This window comes from Nocardia sp. CNY236, assembly GCF_000482385.1.
Classification (GTDB): domain Bacteria; phylum Actinomycetota; class Actinomycetes; order Mycobacteriales; family Mycobacteriaceae; genus Nocardia.
Genome location: NZ_AXVD01000015.1, coordinates 169,237 through 186,950 on the forward strand (window position 1 = coordinate 169,237; position 17,714 = coordinate 186,950).

The window sequence follows — 17,714 nt, forward strand, 5'->3', positions numbered from 1 at the left end:
GGTCACATGAGGACAATCGTGGTGGGCTCCGGCCACAACGGCCTGATCGCCGCATGCTATCTGGCACGCGCGGGGCATCAGGTGGAGGTACTCGAGCGCGACGGTGTGCTCGGCGGCGCCGTGTCGACGGTCGAGCGATTCCCCGGACATCGGGTCGATCGCGGCTCGTCGGCGCACATCATGATCCGGCATACCGGCATCATCGAAGACCTGGAACTCGACCGTTTCGGGCTGCGGTACATCGACTGCGATCCGTGGGGGTTCACGCCCGCACACGCAGGCCGCCCGGCGATCGTGTTCCACCGTGACCTGGACGCGACGGTCACATCCATTGCTGCCGCCTGCGGCTCGGCAGACGCCGCGGCCTACCGCCGCTTCGTCGGCGTCTGGGGACCGCGCAGCGCCCGCGTGATGCGGGCTTTCGGCGGCCGGCCCACCCCGAGCAACCTGGTGCGGTCGTTCTGGGGTCTCGACGCGCCGTCCGGCGGTAGTGCCCTGTCGCAAGAATTTCTTCGGTCCGGAGATGCATTGCTGGACGGCTTCTTCGAAGACGAACGATTGAAAGCATCGTTGGCCTGGTTCGCAGCACAGTCCGGTCCGCCGATGTCGGAACCGGGAACTGCACCGATGGTGGGGTTCGCCGCGCTCATGCACACGCTGCCGCCGGGCCGCGCCGTGGGCGGCAGTGGAGCGCTGACCTCCGCTCTGGTGGCCCGGCTTCGATCCGATGGCGCCGTGGTGACTGCTGGTGATGCAGTGTCGAGCCTGCGCCGCGATACAGACCACTGGCGAGTGGTTACCGCGTCGGGACGAGACCTACGCGCCGATGTCGTCGTCGCTGGCACTCACATACTGACGACTTTGGATCTCCTGCACGCCGGCGGGTTCGACGACGCCGTGCTGCGCGACTGGCGACGGCGCATTCGCCTGGGACCCGGAATCGGCATGGTGGTCCGCGTCGCCACTCGAGCGCTACCGCAGTACCCGGACAGCCCGAGCGAGCATTCCGCCCGCGGCCTGCAATTGCTGGTGTCGGATCGGGCTCGGTTGCGGCAGGCCCACGGTGCGGCGCTGGCCGGGCAGCTGCCACCGCGGCCAGTGGTGCTGGCGATGAGCTTCAGCGCACTGGACCCGACGGTCGCGCCGCCGGGCGAGCACCAACTGTCGCTGTGGGCGCAATGGCATCCGTATCACTTGGCTCGCGGCGATTGGGGCGAGTATGCACAGCAGGAGGGCACCCGGATCATCGACGAAGTCGATTCCTACGCGCCCGGATTCGCGGCTTCGGTACTACGCCGGCACGTGCAGACTCCGCTGGACCTGGAACGTGAACTCGGGCTGGTCGGCGGCAATGTCATGCACGTGGAGATGTCGCTGGACCAGATGATGCTCTGGCGCCCCCTCCCGGAACTGTCCGGGCAACGCGTGCCCGGCGCGCCGGGACTGTATCTGACCGGCGCATCCACCCATCCTGGCGGCGGGGTCTGCGGAACCAGCGGACGCAATGCCGCCGCCCTGGTACTGCGCGACCTTCGCCGCCACCGATTCTCCCGTCGGCGTGGTCGATGACCGATCCCCGCGACCCGACGCCAGCCGATGAGACCCGGACCCCACAGCCCCTTCCCGCGCACGGCATCCGTCCCGCGCCACGGCTTCGGTCACCCCACGTTCTGCTACCGCTGGCCTTCGTCGCGCTGACCATCGTCGCCCAGATCGGCTATCCACTGACCACCGGCGCCACGCGCGACCGAATCACGGTCACGATCGTGCTTTCGACCGTCTGCGCGGCACTGGCGCATGCCACCGCGACCAGGGGCGTTCGCTATGCTGTCGGTTTTGCAGTGCTCGTCTCCGGGGTCGGCCTCCTGGCCGAGGTGATCGGAACGACAACGGGTATCCCTTTCGGCTGCTACGCCTATGCAGCGGATCGTCTCGGCCCGGCACTGCTCGACGTGCCCTTGGTCATCGCGTTGGCGTGGACCGGCGGGGTGTATCCGGTGTACGTGGTGGCGGGGATACTGTCGCGGCGATCCATGGTGCGGATCGCCCTCACCGCGACCGGCGCGGTCGGCTGGGATCTGTTCCTGGATCCGCAGATGGTTGCCGACGGGCAGTGGACCTGGTGCACCGTGGGTTCCGGACTACCCGGGGTGGACTCGATCCCCTATACCAACTACCTGGGTTGGTTCGGCGTCGCGCTCGTGATCGCCGGATTGCTCGCTGTCTGGGAACGCGCCGCGCCCGACCCGGGACCGGAGCCGGGCAGCACCACGCTCGCGGCCCCGGTCACGTTGTTCCTGTGGACCTGGCTGGGATCGGCATTGGCCCACGCCGCATTCCTCGGCCTGCCTGCTTCCGCCGGCTACGGGCTCGCTGGCATGGGCGTACTCGGTGTTCCACTTCTGCTGGTTGCTGCCCGCAGATTCCGGTCCCCACCGCCCGCGCCCGCGCGAGACCCGGATTCGCCCGCTCCGACCCGATAGTGCGCCACCGGCACGTTTCATGTCGGAGGTGTGGCCTGGCACGATGTCATCCGTGCAGCCGAGTCCCGTCACCACGATGCCCGATGCCCCGCATCTCCCATGGCGCCGCGCCCGACGCGGCGTCGTCCGTGCCGGGGCGGTCGTCCTACTCGCGGCCCTGGCGGTCCCGATGCTGGCAGGCTGCCTACGCGTCCAGGTGGCCATGGGCGTCTCGTCCAACGACCGCGTGTCCGGACAGATCGTCGTCGCAGTCGTACCCGCAGATGCCAACGACAAAGGCCCGCAACTGAAGGCGCCACCGACACTCGCCACGAAGTTGCGTGTGACGCCCTACGCCCGAGACGGCTACGTGGGTAGCAAAGTGTTCTTCGACGATTTGTCCTTCGGCGAAGTACAGCAGCTCGGACAATTGTCCGAGCACGCCCAGGGCATGTTCCAGCTGCAGTTCCAGCGGGTCGGCGACCTGGTCGGTCTCACCGGACGAGTCGATTTGAAATCTGTTCCGCCACACGGCTCCGATGTGCAACTGAACATCGCGTTCCCGGCTCGCGTGGCGAAGACCAACGGCACCCGTGAAGGCGGCGACACGGTGTCCTGGAAGCTACCGCCCGGCGACGTCTCCACGATCCATGCCGAAGTCGGCTATGCGGACCCGAATACTCGTTCCTTCGTGGGCTGGGCGGGCATCGTCGGTGGAATCACCCTCGCCGTGTCGGCCATCGTCGCCGGCCTGGCGTATATGAACCGCAACCCCGCCCCGGCGGGTACTCCGGAAACCCGGTTCTCGCTGGGGCGGCGGCCCTCGGCACGACAGCGCCGCTGACTCTCGGTCGACGGTCCGGGATAGCGTGGCACGCATGGTAGGTGCCGGTCGGCCGAAGGCCTCGTCCGCGAATTCGTTCCTGCCGGCATGCGCCACTGGGCTCGCCCTGCTCGGGGCGACCACTGCGCTGTACAACCGCATGACCGTCCGACAGTTGGCGAACACACCGGCGACGGTCATCGAGCCGGTCACCGTCTGCATTCCCGCGCGCAACGAAGCCGACCGGCTGCCCGATCTGATCGCCGACCTGCGCGCCCAAGTCGGCATACCACGCCTGTCGGTGCGCATCCTCGACGATGCGTCCACCGACGACACCTCTGCCGCCGCCCGGGCAGCGATCGGTGACGACCCGCGTTTCACCGTGCTGCGCACGACAGGCGACCCACTCCCCGGGTGGACCGGTAAGACCAGCGCGTGTGCACGGTTGGCCGAGGAGGTCTCCACACCGGTGCTGATCTTCCTCGACGCCGACGTGCGCATGGCCCCGACCGCGCTCGCCGCCGCGGTGACCGTCCTGCGCAGGAATACCCTCGCTCTGGTCTCACCCTGGCCGCTGCAGGTGGCCGGTTCGGCCGCGGAGGCTCTGGTCCAACCACTGCTGTGCTGGTCGTGGATGTCGACGCTGCCGATCGCCGCGGCCGAACGGAGCCTGCGGCCGTCCACATCGGTGGCCTGCGGCCAGTTTCTCGTGTTCGACACCGCGCGATACCACGCGATCGGCGGCCACACAGCAGTGGCGAGCAGCGTCACCGAAGATCTCGAGATCGCCCGTGCGCTGCGCCGGGCCGGCGCCCGCACCACCGTAGTGGCCGCAGGCCGGTTGGCACGCACCAGGATGTACCGCGATATAGCCGAAGTCGATGCGGGCTATACCCGCTGGCTGTGGTCGGCGTACGGCGGCTCCGCGGCCGGCGGCACCACAGTGGCACTGCTCTGCGCTTGTACCTATTGGATCCCACCCGCGACCGCGCTGTTCGGGGCCGGCGCACTGCGCCGAACGGGTGCGCTCGGCTATCTGGCTGCGGTGGGCGGCAGGTTACTGGCGCGGTCCACCGAGACCGGTGGACCGCTCACCCGCATCGACGTCCTGAGCGCCGTGGCGCACCCGGTGTCGATCGGGGCCTACCTGGTGCTGTGGACACGTTCGCGTCGTGCCCACCGCCGGGGCACGACGCGCTGGAAGAACCGCCGACTCGACTGAATCCGCAGACCACCATGACCGACAGAGGCCGAGCGCCGAACGGTCGATGAACGTGGTTTCGTGCGGCATGATGCCGAGCGTGTCGAGCGCACCACTCATGGCACAGCGGTGATTCCGACCGTGGGCAGGAAATGGCACGTGCGCTCGCCATTGCGCACCGAACCGAACACCGCGGCGAGCACCATGCCGCTGCCGGTCTCCACCGGCACCGCCCGCACTCCACCCATCGGAAGGGTCGCGGCGAGAAAGTCTCGGATCCGTTGTTCGGCCTGTGGCCGCAGTTGCGGCGGAACCGCGGGCGGGATCATCTCGCGGGCTGTCTCCGGCAACGATCCCATGGCGGTCGTACCACTACGGCCGGTGTTCGGATTGAGCCATGCGACGTGCATGCCCGCGGTGTTCGGGCCGTCGGCATCGAGTCCGTAGGGCACGAAAGTGAACAGGGCATGCCCCGCCTTGACAGCGCTGAGGTCGAGGCCGGGAATCTCCACGGTGTTCTTCGGCCACGGACCGGGAATGACGCCGGCCACCGCGGGCGCCAGGCCGAGAGGGCTGTCCTCCAGGCAAAACGCCGCCGCAGCCGGATATGAGAACGGCTCGATACCCAAGGCGCGTAGCGCGTCGAGCGCAGAGCGGTATGCATCCGATAGATCAGCCGGTGTGGCGGCCAGCGCTGCCGAATCGGTGTCCACGGCAACCACCGTATCCGCGGTCGCGGGCGAGGCTGTCGGTCCGACGAGCGCCACCGCGAGCGCGCTGGACGCGATGGCAGACAACAGAGGCAGACGGCGCAATACGATCACGAAACCTCCTCATCGGTGGAACGATCGAGGGGCACAGTACTCCGGCAGCTGCCACCGACAGGTGATATTGCCGACAGCAATCTGCGTGCGATTCCCAGTTTCCGACATCGCCCCCGGTCGCGATCGCTATCGCAGGCGCGAGGCACTCAGGCGCTGATCGATGCGTCCGCGACGCCATAACCGAGGTTACCGAGAACCTCACTGGTCGCCTTCGCGAAATTGAGGGTGATGAAATGCAGGCAGGGCGCGCCCTCTTCGATCAGCCGCTGCGCAATCTCGGTCGCGATCTCGATGCCGGCCGCGCGTACGGCCGCGACGTTCTCCTCACCGCTGCCTGCCGCTGTGCGCAACCTGTCCAGCACCGCGGCGGGCAACGACCTGCCGCACAGCTGTTCGGCGCGCTGCACGGTGCGTAGCGAGGTGATCGGCATCAACTCCGGGATGATCGGCTTGGCGCCCTCCACCGGATCCATCGCCACGACGCGATCGCGCAAACGCAAATAGTGCTCGACGTCGAAAAACATCTGGGTGATCGAATATTCCGCTCCCGCACGCAGTTTCGCGACCAGAAACGCGGTATCGGTCTCGAGGTCCGGGGAGTGATGGTGGCCTTGTGGGAACGAGGCGACACCGAGATGGAAGTCGCCGAGACCACGCACGATACGCACCAGCTCCTCGGCATACGAGACCCCGTCGGGATGCTTGTGCCACTCGCCGAGAGGATCGCCGGGCGGGTCGCCGCGCAGCGCCAGGATATTGTGAATTCCCGAGTCCGCGTATGCGCCGACCAGCGAACGCAGCTCGGCGACGCTGTGCCCTACGGCGGTCAGGTGAGCGACCGGCAGCAGCGTGGTCTCACGCGCCAACTCGCCGGTGACGCGCACGGTACGGTCCCGGGTGGACCCGCCCGCGCCGTAGGTCATCGACACGAACGCGGGATGCATACGCTCGAACTGGCGCACTGCCCGCCACAGGCGCGCTTCGGCGGCTTCGTCACGGGGCGGGTTGAACTCCACCGAGAAGGGCACCCCTCGCCCCGCGTGCGCCCGCAGGCTCTGGACAACCGAAGGCGTCCCAGAGACATTCGCGTGCGCTCGAGCGGGCGGGCCAGGTGTCGAGCGTGCCCGCGAGTCGTCGAAAGTCACCGGTTCAGTCTAGAGGTGACCCACCGCGGCATTATCGAGTTGCTCCCGGCCCCGCGTATTCTTCGGACCAGACGACACAGTCGACATGGTCGACATGGTCGACATGGTCGACACAGTCGACATGGTCGACACAGTCGACATGGTCGCCGTGACGAGACGACACGCGCGACCGCGCGACCGCAGGACCGAATCACAACAGACACCATGCCGGCAAACCGTCGGTCCACGACCCACGATCCGCACGACCTTGGAGGCCGCCCTGTCCACCGGAACCGGTACTCAGACGTCGGATGCCCCGGTACCGCAGCCGGGCACCCCCGCCTTCGCCAACGCGATAGAGCAGGCCCTGGCCACGTTCTTCGCAACCCGCCGCCCCACGGTCGAACGACTCGGCCCGATCTTCGTCGAAGCCGCGGACACGCTCGAGCAATTCGTCCTGCGTGGTGGAAAGCGCACCAGACCGGCGTTCGCATGGACCGGGTGGCTCGGCGCCGGCGGTGATCCGCAGGGACCGGAGGCCGCGACGGTGCTGTCGGCGTGCGCGTCTTTGGAGCTGGTGCAGGCGTGCGCGCTGATCCACGACGACATCATCGACTCCTCTCACACGCGCCGGCGTTTCCCCACGGTGCACGTGGACTTCGGGCAGCGCCATCGAGATCGTGGATGGGGAGGCGACGCGGCGCATTTCGGTACCAGTGTCGCCATCCTGCTCGGAGACCTTGCGTTGGCGTGGGCGGACGATGTGGTTCACGCCGCCGGTCTGAGTCCCGCGGCACTCGGCAGGTTTGCGCCGGTGTGGGCCGAGATGCGTACCGAGGTGCTCGGCGGCCAATTGCTCGATGTCAGCGGCGAGGCGGGTGCCGACGAATCGGTCGAGTCGGCGCTGCGGATCAGCCGGTACAAGACCGCTGCCTACACGGTCGAACGTCCGCTGCACCTGGGCGCCGCCATCGCCGCAGGGAGCCCTGAGCTGATCGAGGCATATCGGACGTTCGGCGCGGCGATCGGCATCGCCTTCCAGCTCCGCGACGATCTGCTCGGTGTCTTCGGTGACCCGGTGGTGACCGGCAAACCTTCGGGCGACGATCTTCGCGAGGGCAAACGCACCGTGCTGCTGGCAGAGGCGTTGCGCCTGGCCGACGCGAGCGACCCGACCGCCGCAACCCTGCTGCGGCGCAGTATCGGCAGCGACCTGGACGCCGAGGCACTACGCAGGCTGCGCGTGCTGTTGACCGAACTCGGCGCGGTCGACAGTGTGGAACGCCGCATCGCCGAGCTCACCGACGTCGGGCTCTCCGCCATCGAGGCCAGCTCCGCGACCCCCATGGCCAAGGAACGGCTGCGTGCAATGGCACTGTCCGCGACCGAACGCAGCGCGTGACCTTCGGCATTCGGGCCGGCCGACGTTCAGGCAAGGAGAAGACCGCGTGAAAACCGTTGCGGGACCCACCGATCGCGTAGTCGTCGTCGGCGCGGGGTTGGCCGGCTTGTCCGCCGCGTTGTACCTGACCGGCGCCGGCCACACGGTCACGCTGCTCGAGCGAGCCGACCACCCGGGTGGTCGAGTAGGGCGCTATCGGGGCGTGGACTACGACATCGACTCCGGCGCCACCGTATTGACCCTGCCCGAACTGATCACCGACGCGCTCGCCACGGTCGGCCGTACCCCGGAAAGCTGCCTCCCCCCGCTACGGATCCATCGACTGACCCCCAGCTACCACGCGCGGTTCGCCGATGGCGTCGATATCGAGGTGTTCGCCGACGCCGACACAATGGCCGCGGAGATCGAGCGGATCTTCGGTCCGGCCGAGGCGCGTGGGTATCGACGTCTGCGCAACTGGTTGGCGCGCGTCTACGCTGCAGAGTTCGACGAGTTCGTCGACACCAATTTCGACTCCCCGCTGGATCTGGTATTCGTGCCGGCCAAACGTCGCGCGCTGATCGAGCTGACACGCCTGGGCGGGTTCGGCCGATTGGGCACCAAGGTGCGGCGGTTCCTGCGTGATCCACGCCTGGCCCGCGTGTTCACCTTCCAAGCGCTCTACGCCGGCATGTCACCCGAACAGGCACTCGCCGTATACGGCGCGATCCCGCACATGGACACCTCACTCGGGGTCTACTTTCCCGAGGGCGGGATGCGCGCGATCGCCGAGGCACTCGCGCACGCGTTCACCGACGCGGGCGGCACCCTGGAACTCGGCGCCGAGGTGGTCGGCGTCGACTATGCCGATCGCAGAGCTCGGCGCGCCCGCACCGCCGATGGTCGGTCGTTCGAGTGTGACGCACTGGTCGTGACCGCCGATCTCGGTACACTCGCCCGCTTCGGCGTGCGGCCCCGGCGTGGGCTGCGTGCGGCGCCATCGGCGGTCGTCGCCCACGGCACCATCCCTGCCGCTGTCGCCGCGCACTGGCCGGTACAGGCGCACCACGTGATCGAATTCGGGCGTGCCTGGAAGACCACGTTCGCCGAGATCGCTGCACGACCCGGTCGCGGCGCACTGATGAGCGACCCTTCGCTGCTGTTGACTCGGCCCGCACACACCGATCCGAGTCTGCTCATCGAACGTCCCGACCAGCGACACGAGCCGTTCTCGCTGCTGGCGCCCTGCCCGAACCTGGTAGCTGCACCATTGGACTGGCCGCGGCTGGGTCCGGCGTACCTGCGCGAGCTGTTGTTGATTTTGGAAGCGCGCGGCTACCACGGTATCGCCCAGCACTTCATCGTCGATCGGCTCGACACTCCGCAGACATGGCTCGACCACGGCATGCTTGCCGGTTCGCCCTTCTCCGCCGCACATCTGTTCCGGCAGACCGGTCCCTTCCGACCGAACAACTTCCCCCGCTCCAGCGATAATGTCGTTATTGCTGGCTGCGGTACAACACCCGGCGTGGGAGTACCCACTGCACTGCTATCGGGGAAGCTCGCCGCAACCCGCATTACCGGTGCGGTCCGCCCGCACGTTGCGAAACGTGGCGTACCAACCGGATAGTGCTCGGTGCTACACCGTAAACTTGGCGACCGTAAACTGGGCGCCGACCGTAAACTAGGCGCCGACCTATTCGCCCGCGGTTGCGACCGCCGACCACTCGGGGGGACCGACTTCCAGATGGCATCCCCTGACACGCGCATTGCCGACACCACGCATCCCGACACCTCCGGCCGAACGTCCCTGCTCGTGCGCCCTCCATCGGATGGCCTTCGCGGTTTCCGGCGGCGGATGCGCATCGGGGCCGAGTTCGCCAGAAGCCCAGAGGGTCACGCGGCGTTGCTCGGATTCTTCGGCGCGGTCCTGATCACGTTCGGCGGGTTCGGGGCAGGCAGCGTGCGTGCGCGCGACCCGCTGTTGGAGGCCATGCACCTGTCCTGGCTCCGGTTCGGGCACGGCTTCGCATTGTCGACCATCTTCGTCTGGATCGGTGTGCTGCTGATGATCGTCGCCTGGGTTCGGCTCGGACGAGCAACGATCAAGCCACGTGACGAGTCCGGCGTGGGCGTGACGCCGAACGAACTGCGTGCCATCGTCGGCATCTGGATCACCCCATTGATGTTCGCTGTGCCCATGTTCAGCCGCGACGCCTACTCCTACCTCGCCCAAGGTGCACTGCTCCGTGACGGGTTCGACCCCTACCAAGTCGGTCCGGTAGCGAATCCAGGTGTCCTACTGGACAATGTGAGCCCGGTCTGGACCACGACCACAGCGCCGTACGGGCCGGTGTTCCTTCTACTCGGACAGATGGTCACCACGATTACCGGTGACAACATCGTCGCCGGCACCATCGCCATGCGCTTGGTCATGCTGCCCGGCCTGGCGTTGATGATGTGGGCAGTGCCCTATCTCACCAAGCACCTCGGTGGCAGGCCCACCGTCGCGCTGTGGCTCGCAGTGCTCAACCCGCTGGTGCTCATCCATCTGATCGGCGGCGTCCACAACGAGATGCTCATGGTCGGACTGATGTGCGCGGGCATCGCGCTGGTATTGGAGCGCCACCACGTGGCGGGGATCGTGGTCGTCGCGATCGGCGTGGCGATCAAAGCGACCGCCGGTGTGGCCCTACCCTTCCTGGTATGGATCTGGATGTTGCACGAGCGTGAGCGCCGCGCGGCGCAGCGGGTCGGCCGTGATCCGGGGCAGCTACCGGCGGACGAGCATCCCGACGATGCCGCACGGCCGACCGAGGACATGCCCGATCCCGCGCGGATGTTCGCCAAGATCGCGGGCCTGGGCCTGAGTGTCTTCGTGGTGGTCTTCGTGGCCGCGTCCGCGGTCGCGGGCGTCGGAATCGGCTGGCTGACCGCGCTGTCCGGGTCACAGAAGATCATCAACTGGTTGTCGCTGCCGACCGTGCTGGCGCACGCGACCGCCTGGGTGACCCCACTACAGTGGGAAGGGCTGGTCCTCGACGTGACCCGCACGGTGGGGGTGCTCGCGCTCATCGCGGTATTGATCTGGACCTGGTGGCAGTTTCGGCACAGCGAACGCGAAGCCGTGCTGGGCATTCTGATCGCCTTCGTCGCGATCGTCATTCTCTCGCCCGCGGCGCTTCCGTGGTACTACTCGTGGCCATTGGCCTTGGCCGCCGGACTCGCCCTGTCCACCACGACGCTGATGATGCTGGTCGGGGTATGCACGTGGCTCATGCTGCTCTTTCAGCCCGATGGTTCGCACGGTATGTACAACTTCTGGCATGTCGCCGCCGCGACCGTCGCCGCCGTTGTGGCGGCGCTGTCGCTACGCACCAGGAATCCGCTGCGCCCGCGCTCCGCGTCGACAACCGCCGTCGTCGATACCCCGGTCCGATGACCGCCGACGATCCGACGACACCCGCCCTGCTCCCTTCTGCCTACCGAGAATGCAAGCGAGTCGCCGCCGCACACGGTCGCACCTACTTTCTGGCGACTCGGCTCTTGGCGCCCGAGCAGCGACCCGCAATCCATGCGCTGTACGCGTTCGCTCGTCTGGTGGACGACATCGTCGACCGCGCCGGTCACGCCGGAGTCCCGGCGGTGAGCGATGGCGCCGGAGTCCCGGCGGTGAGCGATGGCGCCGGAGTCCCGGCGGTGAGCGATGGCGCCGGAGTCCCGGCGGTGGCCGGACCGACCGAAGAAATCGACCTGATCGAGCGTGCGCTCCGAGGCGCGCTCGTGCCCTGTGGCGGTCGAGTACCGCCAGACAGGCCACCTCACCCACCGCAACCGGACCCGCCCACGACCGGAATGCTCGTCTTGTCCGCTGTGGTCGACACCATCCAGCGCTACGACATCGACGCCCGGCACTTCTGGACATTCCTGGATTCCATGCGAATGGACGTACCCGGCGCCCCGACCTTCCGCAACAGGTACGCCACCATGGACGAGTTGGGCGAATACATGCGCGGGTCCGCAGCCGCGATCGGCTTGCAACTGCTGCCCGTCCTCGGCACCGTCGTCCCGGTCCGCGAGGCCGAACCAGGGGCAGCCGCCCTTGGCGAAGCGTTCCAGCTCACCAACTTCCTGCGGGATGTCGCAGAGGACCTCGATCGTGATCGGGTCTATCTTCCTGCCGATATCCTCGCCGCATTCGGCGTCTCGGAGGCGTTGCTGTTCGAGTGTCGCCGCACTGGACACACCGACCGCCACGTGCGCCACGCGCTGGCGCACCTGATCGCGCTGAACCGCGATATCTACCGTCGTGCCATACCCGCCATCGACTTGCTCGCGCCACGCGTGCGACCGGGCATCCGCACCGCTGCCGCCCTCTACGCCGATATCCTCTACCGCATCGAGCGCAACGACTATGCGGTCTTCGACCGGCGTGCCCTGGTCCCACGTCGGCACCGCCTACGCGTGGCCGCCACCGAATTCGCCACCGCTGCCCTGCGCGGCGAACTCGTACGCTGAGCAGAGTCGGTATCCATCGCGATCCGCGGGCGGCTCAGAACGGGTCGGCCGCGGCCCGACAGCTCAGAACGGGTCGGCCGCGGCCCGACGGAGTACTTCACGCGCAAGGGGTCCGTGCAATGCATCGACCGGTCTGCCGGGCAGACTGTCGTCTTCGGTGAAGATCCACTCCAGGATCTCCTCGTCGGTGTACTTCGCGTCCCGCATGACCGTGATCAGGCCGGGCAACGACTTCACCACCGCGCCGGCGTCATCGAAGAATCGCTCCGGGATGCCCGCCACGCCACCTCTGCGCACCGCGATCAACTGGTGGTCGCGCAGCAGTTGATGCACCCGGGTCACCACCAGGCCGAGCCGGCTGGCAACCTCCGGCAGCGGCACCAGCGTCACCGACTGCGGAAGGACATCGTCACTGCAGGGAAATGCACTCACCCGAACAACCGTAGACGGTCATGCCGTGCACGTCCTCGAACACCCGAGGCAGTTCGCTCGCTACCATCGGGGGGCCGCACCGAGCGGCCGCTCGGTGGTCACAGATACCGTGCAGGGTGAGAACGTGGGCAAGCCGGAGGACATCATTTGATCGGCCAGATGCTGGAAGGGCGCTATCGGATCGACGCGCCGATTGCCCGCGGGGGGATGTCAATGGTCTTCCGCGGAGTCGATACCCGCCTGGACCGGCCGGTCGCCATCAAGGTGATGGACCCGAAGTTCGCCGGCGATCCCCAGTTCCTGTCCCGATTCGAGTTCGAGGCCCGAGCGGTGGCCAAACTCAAGCATCCGTCTCTGGTCGCGGTATACGACCAGGGTATCGATGGTGACCACCCATTCCTGATCATGGAGTTGGTCGAAGGCGGCACACTCCGCGAACTACTGCGCGAACGTGGACCTATGCCGCCGCACGCGGTCCACGCCGTCGCCGGTCCGGTCCTCGCCGCGGTCGGCGTCGCGCACTCCGCCGGACTGGTTCATCGCGACATCAAGCCGGAGAACGTGTTGATCTCCGATGCGGGCGAGGTGAAAATCGCGGACTTCGGCCTGGTGCGCGCCGTCGCGGCGGCGAACACCACCTCGGCGAGCGTCATCCTCGGCACGGCCGCCTACCTGTCACCCGAGCAGGTCACCAGCGGCACGGCCGATTCACGCAGCGATGTCTATTCGTTCGGTGTGCTGATCTTCGAAATGCTGACCAACCAGGTACCGTTTTCCGGAGACACCGCCTTGTCGGTGGCCTTTCAACGCATCGACAACGACGTGCCGAGTCCGAGCGGTGTCATTGCGGGAGTACCCCAGGAGTTCGATCAGTTGGTCACGACGGCGACCGCGCGTGAACCTGCGCATCGATTCGCCGACGCGAACGAGATGGCCGCACAGCTTCGCCACGTCGCTACTACCTTGCACATTCCCGACTATCGGGTGCCCGCACCCCTCGAATCAGCCGAACATCTCAGCGCCAGCTACCAGGCCACGCCCGAGCACGAGGGGCGAGCACCGCGTGCCGGGGCGGCGCTGCCGGGCTCGGCGCAACCCACGCGGCACCCCCCGCGGCCCGCGGCGCACACCAAGGTGATGACAGCGCAACACGGACTGCCGGAATTCGGCCCGCCCATCCATCCCGAACAGCCACAACTGCCACAGCCTGGGCGGTCGTGGTCGCATACGACCCCACCGCGAAATTCCCGTCGCACGGTGTGGGTATGGGTCGCCATCGTCGCGCTCCTGACACTGCTGGTCGGCGCCGGCGGATGGTGGCTCGGTTTCGGTAGGTACACCGCGGTGCCACCGATCGCCGGACTGGACACCGACCAAGCGATCGCCGCCCTCGAGCGCGTGGGGTTCGAGACACAGCTGCGACAACGCGCATCGGAAACGATTCCTCCCGGCGGCGTGGTCGGCACCGATCCATCGGCCGGATCCAAGATCACCAAAGGATCGACGGTCTCGGTGCTGGTCTCCAACGGCAGGCCCCGCGTGCCGGACATCACACCGGGTGACACCGTCTCGACAGTGAACACGGTGATCCGCGACAACGGCCTGCAGCCGGTCGACGCCGGAGCAGTGCACAGCACCGCACCCGAAGGCACCGTCGCCCGAGTGGAACCCGCGTCGGGAACCGTATTGCCCATGGGTGCCCAGGTGAAGGTGTTCCGCAGCAAGGGCTCACAGCCGGTACAGGTGCCCGATGTGCGCGGACTGACCACCGCTGAAGCCACCAGGACACTCACCGACGCTGGCATCGAGGTGCGCGAGACCGAGATGCAATTCGACCGCAGCATCGACGCGGACCTGGCCATCGGCACCAGCCCGCCGGCGGGCGTCACTGTTCAATCCGGCGACAGTGTGGGGCTGCTGGTCTCCAACGCGATCGACATGCCCGACGTACGCGGGTGGTCGGTGGCCAACGCCCGCGAGAAGCTGCAATCGCTCGGACTGAAGGTCGTGGTCAAGCAGCTCGCCCAGATCGACAGCTCCCTCGTGATCTCACAGACACCCGCCATCGGAGTGAATGTCGAGGCAGGTAGCACGGTCACCGTGATCGCGCTCCCCTGACGAGGCAAGTCGCGGGCTCGATACCGCCGAATCAGCCAGGACCGGATCAGCCAGGACCGGATCAGCGCAGCATTTCGGCGACGAGAAAAGCCAGCTCCAACGACTGTTGCGTGTTCAACCGTGGATCGCAGGCGGTCTCGTACCGGCCGGACAGATCGACATCGGAGATATCTTGCGCACCGCCGAGGCATTCGGTGACGTCCTCACCGGTGAGCTCGATGTGCAGACCACCAGGATGAGTGCCGAGTGCGCGATGCACCTCGAAGAACCCTTGCACCTCGTCGACGATGCGGTCGAAATGGCGGGTTTTGAAGCCGGTGGAGGACTCGTGGGTATTGCCGTGCATCGGATCGCACTGCCAGATCACTTGATGACCAGTGGCCTGCACTTTTTCGATGATGGGCGGCAACACCTCGCGAACCTTGGTGTGCCCCATGCGGGACACGATCGTCAGCCTGCCCGGCTCGTTGTTGGGGTCCAGCCGCTCGACATATTCCACGGCTTGGTCGGGTGTGGTCGACGGGCCGAGCTTCAGACCGATCGGGTTGGCGATCAGCTCCGCGAACGCGATGTGCGCGCTGTCGAGTTGGCGGGTGCGCTCGCCGATCCACAGAAAGTGTGCCGACAAGTCGTAGAGCACGGGCTCACCGATCGCGTTCTCGCTCAGGCGCAACATGGCGCGCTCGTAGTCGAGCACCAGCGCCTCATGGCTTGCGTAGATGCGGGCGGACTTGAGACTCGGGTCGTCGACCCGGCATGCAGCCATGAACGCGAGACCGCGGTCGATCTCCTCGGCCAACGCCTCGTAGCGCGCGCCCGCGGGTGACTGGGCCACGAAATCACGGTTCCAGTCGTGAACTTTGTTCAGGTCGGCCATGCCCGCACCGGTGAGCGCGCGCACGAGGTTCATCGCGGCACTCGCATTGGCGTAGGCCCGAACCAAGCGTGACGGGTCGTGTTCGCGCAGGGCCGCGTCCGCGATCAGCGAGTTCACCATGTCCCCGCGGTAGGACTTCAAGCCGAGTGAGTCGATGTCCAATGAACGCGGTTTGGCGTACTGTCCCGCGATCCGCGCCACCTTCACCACGGGCAGACTCGCGCCGTAGGTGAGTACGACCGCCATTTGGAGCAGGGTCCTGATGTTACCGCGAATGTGCGGCTCGGTATTGTCGGCGAACGTCTCGGCACAATCGCCGCCCTGCATGAGGAATGCCTCGCCGCGGGCGACCTCGGCCAATTGCCCGCGCAACTCCTCGACCTCGGCCGGCATACAAATCGGCGGCACGCTCTCCAGTACGGTACGCATCATGGCCGCCTGCTCTGGATCCCATGAAGGCTGTTGCCGTGCCGGGAGTGCCAACGCTCTGTCCAGTCGTCTGCGCAGCTCGTCAGGCAGCGGAGGCAGCTCCGGCAGGCGATCGATCGGTACGTCCACGGTCCAATTCACCAGTTCAGAATACGGGTCGCTCACTGCCGCGAAACACCCAGTATCAGCGCTGCGAGGACGTTACCGGCGTGGCGCAAATCTCCACCCCATGGCCCCTTGTCCAGCCAGAGCCGACGGTCACCATACAGTTGCCGCAGAACCTGTCACCTGCCACACCGGCACCAAGCCGAGGAGAGACCGATCTCGCTGAGATACTTCTACGATTGTGAATTCATCGAAGACGGCGCCACCATCGACCTGATCTCCATCGGCGTCGTGTGCGAGGACGGCCGAGAGTACTACGCGGTGTCCACCGAATTCGATGCCGACCGCGCGGGTCCGTGGGTACGCAAACACGTCCTGCCGCAGTTACCTGCACCGTCCTCCCCCTTGTGGCGCAGCCGGGCGCGAATCCGGGACGAACTGTATGCCTTCTTGGTGCCGAGACCGACCGTACAGCCGCAGCTGTGGGCATGGGTCTCCGCCTACGACCATGTCTCGCTGTGCCAACTCTGGGGCTCGATGGTCGATCTGCCCACCGCGCTCCCGCGCTATACCAACGAACTGCGCCAACACTGGGAAGCGCACGGTCGACCCGAACTCCCGCGGATACCGCCGGACGCCCACGATGCATTGGCCGACGCCCGTCACAATCGAGCCAAGTTCGACGCGATCGAAGCCGCTCGCCGCTTGCGTCTGTGACAACCCGAGAGGCCCGACGCACGAGGACCCCGAGTCGATATCGACTCGGGGCCCTCGTGCGTGACGGGCGACGTCAGTCGCTGTGCTCGCTGTGGGCTGTTTGTTGTACTTTTTGTAGCGCTTTCAGTTGTTTGTGTTCTTCGGCGTGTTCGATTTCGAAGTGTCGGTCGCTTTCGTGTTGGGGGTCCGGGCGCAGGAAGCTACCGGTGCCGGGTTTGCCGGCGGCGCCGAGTTTGCTCATCTTCTTCGGTACCGGTGCGCCTTGGTATTCCAGCGGGATGGGGTGTCCGTGGTCGTCGACCGGGCCCAGTGGCTGGTGGACCTCGATGTATTCCCCGTGGGGTAGGCGTTTGATCACGCCGGTCTCGATACCGTGTTCCAGGACGGCGCGGTCGCTGCGTTGCAGGCCCAGACACAGCCGGTAGGTCAGGAAGTACGCGATCGGTGGACCCAGGAGCAGGCCGATACGCCCGATCCAGGTGGTGGCGTTCAACGAGATGTCGAACTTGAACGCGATGATGTCGTTGACACACGACAGGGTCAACACCACATAGAACGTGATCGCCATCGCGCCGATCGCGGTGCGCACCGGCACATCGCGGGGCCGCTGCAGCAGGTTGTGGTGTGCGTTGCCGTCACCGGTGAGGCGTTTCTCGATCCAGGGGTAGGCGATCAACACCACGAACACCAACCCCATGACCAG

At 66.8% G+C, this 17,714-nt stretch carries 14 protein-coding genes and 1 pseudogene; 10 read left to right on the top strand and 5 right to left on the bottom strand.

Annotated features, from left to right (window positions below; all coding sequences use genetic code 11):
- Window positions 1–6: 6 nt before the first annotated feature.
- From K940_RS0111005 to K940_RS0111020, 4 genes are all read left to right on the top strand, one after another.
- Window positions 7–1,569 carry an NAD(P)/FAD-dependent oxidoreductase gene (locus tag K940_RS0111005; protein WP_028477589.1) on the top strand — a complete coding sequence of 521 codons (1,563 nt, stop codon included), beginning with the start codon at window positions 7–9 and terminating at the stop codon, window positions 1,567–1,569.
- Window positions 1,566–2,483, top strand: coding sequence for a carotenoid biosynthesis protein (locus K940_RS27850; protein ID WP_081706285.1), 918 nt, complete (start codon window positions 1,566–1,568; stop codon window positions 2,481–2,483). Before K940_RS0111005 ends, K940_RS27850 begins: the two co-directional genes overlap by 4 nt.
- Window positions 2,484–2,559: 76 nt before the next feature.
- On the top strand, window positions 2,560–3,306 hold the full coding sequence (locus K940_RS0111015; protein ID WP_051407089.1) for a hypothetical protein: 747 nt from the start codon (window positions 2,560–2,562) through the stop codon (window positions 3,304–3,306).
- Window positions 3,307–3,445: 139 nt separating this feature from the next.
- Window positions 3,446–4,507, top strand: a complete 1,062-nt coding sequence (locus K940_RS0111020) for a glycosyltransferase family 2 protein (protein ID WP_369797498.1) — start codon at window positions 3,446–3,448, stop codon at window positions 4,505–4,507.
- 95 nt (window positions 4,508–4,602) lie between these two features.
- On the opposite strand, the gene K940_RS0111025 is transcribed toward K940_RS0111020, so the two are convergent.
- Window positions 4,603–5,310, bottom strand: a complete 708-nt coding sequence (locus tag K940_RS0111025; RefSeq protein ID WP_051407082.1) for a hypothetical protein — start codon at window positions 5,308–5,310, stop codon at window positions 4,603–4,605.
- A gap of 146 nt (window positions 5,311–5,456) precedes the next feature.
- Window positions 5,457–6,455 carry a methylenetetrahydrofolate reductase gene (locus tag K940_RS0111030; RefSeq protein WP_081706287.1) on the bottom strand — a complete coding sequence of 333 codons (999 nt, stop codon included), beginning with the start codon at window positions 6,453–6,455 and terminating at the stop codon, window positions 5,457–5,459.
- Window positions 6,456–6,702: 247 nt separating this feature from the next.
- Between K940_RS0111030 and K940_RS0111035 the strand changes: the two genes are divergently transcribed.
- The 4 genes from K940_RS0111035 (at window position 6,703) to K940_RS0111050 (ending at window position 12,333) form a co-directional block, all read left to right on the top strand.
- Window positions 6,703–7,836, top strand: coding sequence for a polyprenyl synthetase family protein (locus K940_RS0111035; RefSeq protein ID WP_028477594.1), 1,134 nt, complete (start codon window positions 6,703–6,705; stop codon window positions 7,834–7,836).
- A gap of 46 nt (window positions 7,837–7,882) precedes the next feature.
- A complete protein-coding gene (gene crtI / locus K940_RS27855) occupies window positions 7,883–9,445 on the top strand; it encodes a phytoene desaturase family protein (RefSeq protein WP_036528211.1) in 1,563 nt (520 codons plus the stop codon).
- A gap of 228 nt (window positions 9,446–9,673) precedes the next feature.
- A complete protein-coding gene (locus K940_RS27860) occupies window positions 9,674–11,257 on the top strand; it encodes an alpha-(1->6)-mannopyranosyltransferase A (RefSeq protein WP_231390332.1) in 1,584 nt (527 codons plus the stop codon).
- Window positions 11,254–12,333 (top strand): phytoene/squalene synthase family protein, encoded by a 1,080-nt coding sequence (locus K940_RS0111050; protein WP_028477595.1) that lies wholly within the window; start codon window positions 11,254–11,256, stop codon window positions 12,331–12,333. Before K940_RS27860 ends, K940_RS0111050 begins: the two co-directional genes overlap by 4 nt.
- A gap of 63 nt (window positions 12,334–12,396) precedes the next feature.
- Here K940_RS0111050 and K940_RS0111055 read toward each other — a convergent pair whose 3' ends face one another.
- Window positions 12,397–12,765 carry an Rv2175c family DNA-binding protein gene (locus tag K940_RS0111055; protein WP_028477596.1) on the bottom strand — a complete coding sequence of 123 codons (369 nt, stop codon included), beginning with the start codon at window positions 12,763–12,765 and terminating at the stop codon, window positions 12,397–12,399.
- Between the two features lie 159 nt (window positions 12,766–12,924).
- On the opposite strand from K940_RS0111055, the gene pknB reads away from it, so the two are divergent.
- On the top strand, window positions 12,925–14,883 hold the full coding sequence (gene pknB, locus K940_RS0111065; RefSeq protein WP_028477597.1) for a Stk1 family PASTA domain-containing Ser/Thr kinase: 1,959 nt from the start codon (window positions 12,925–12,927) through the stop codon (window positions 14,881–14,883).
- A 61-nt stretch (window positions 14,884–14,944) separates the two neighbouring features.
- On the opposite strand, the gene K940_RS0111070 is transcribed toward pknB, so the two are convergent.
- Window positions 14,945–16,330, bottom strand: a complete 1,386-nt coding sequence (locus K940_RS0111070; protein ID WP_028477598.1) for a class II 3-deoxy-7-phosphoheptulonate synthase — start codon at window positions 16,328–16,330, stop codon at window positions 14,945–14,947.
- A 186-nt stretch (window positions 16,331–16,516) separates the two neighbouring features.
- On the opposite strand from K940_RS0111070, the gene K940_RS0111075 reads away from it, so the two are divergent.
- Complete coding sequence (locus K940_RS0111075; RefSeq protein ID WP_028477599.1) at window positions 16,517–17,011, top strand: polyadenylate-specific 3'-exoribonuclease AS; 495 nt, start codon at window positions 16,517–16,519, stop codon at window positions 17,009–17,011.
- 73 nt (window positions 17,012–17,084) lie between these two features.
- Here K940_RS0111075 and K940_RS32950 read toward each other — a convergent pair.
- Window positions 17,085–17,714: pseudogene (locus tag K940_RS32950) on the bottom strand (cytochrome b); the annotation flags it as partial.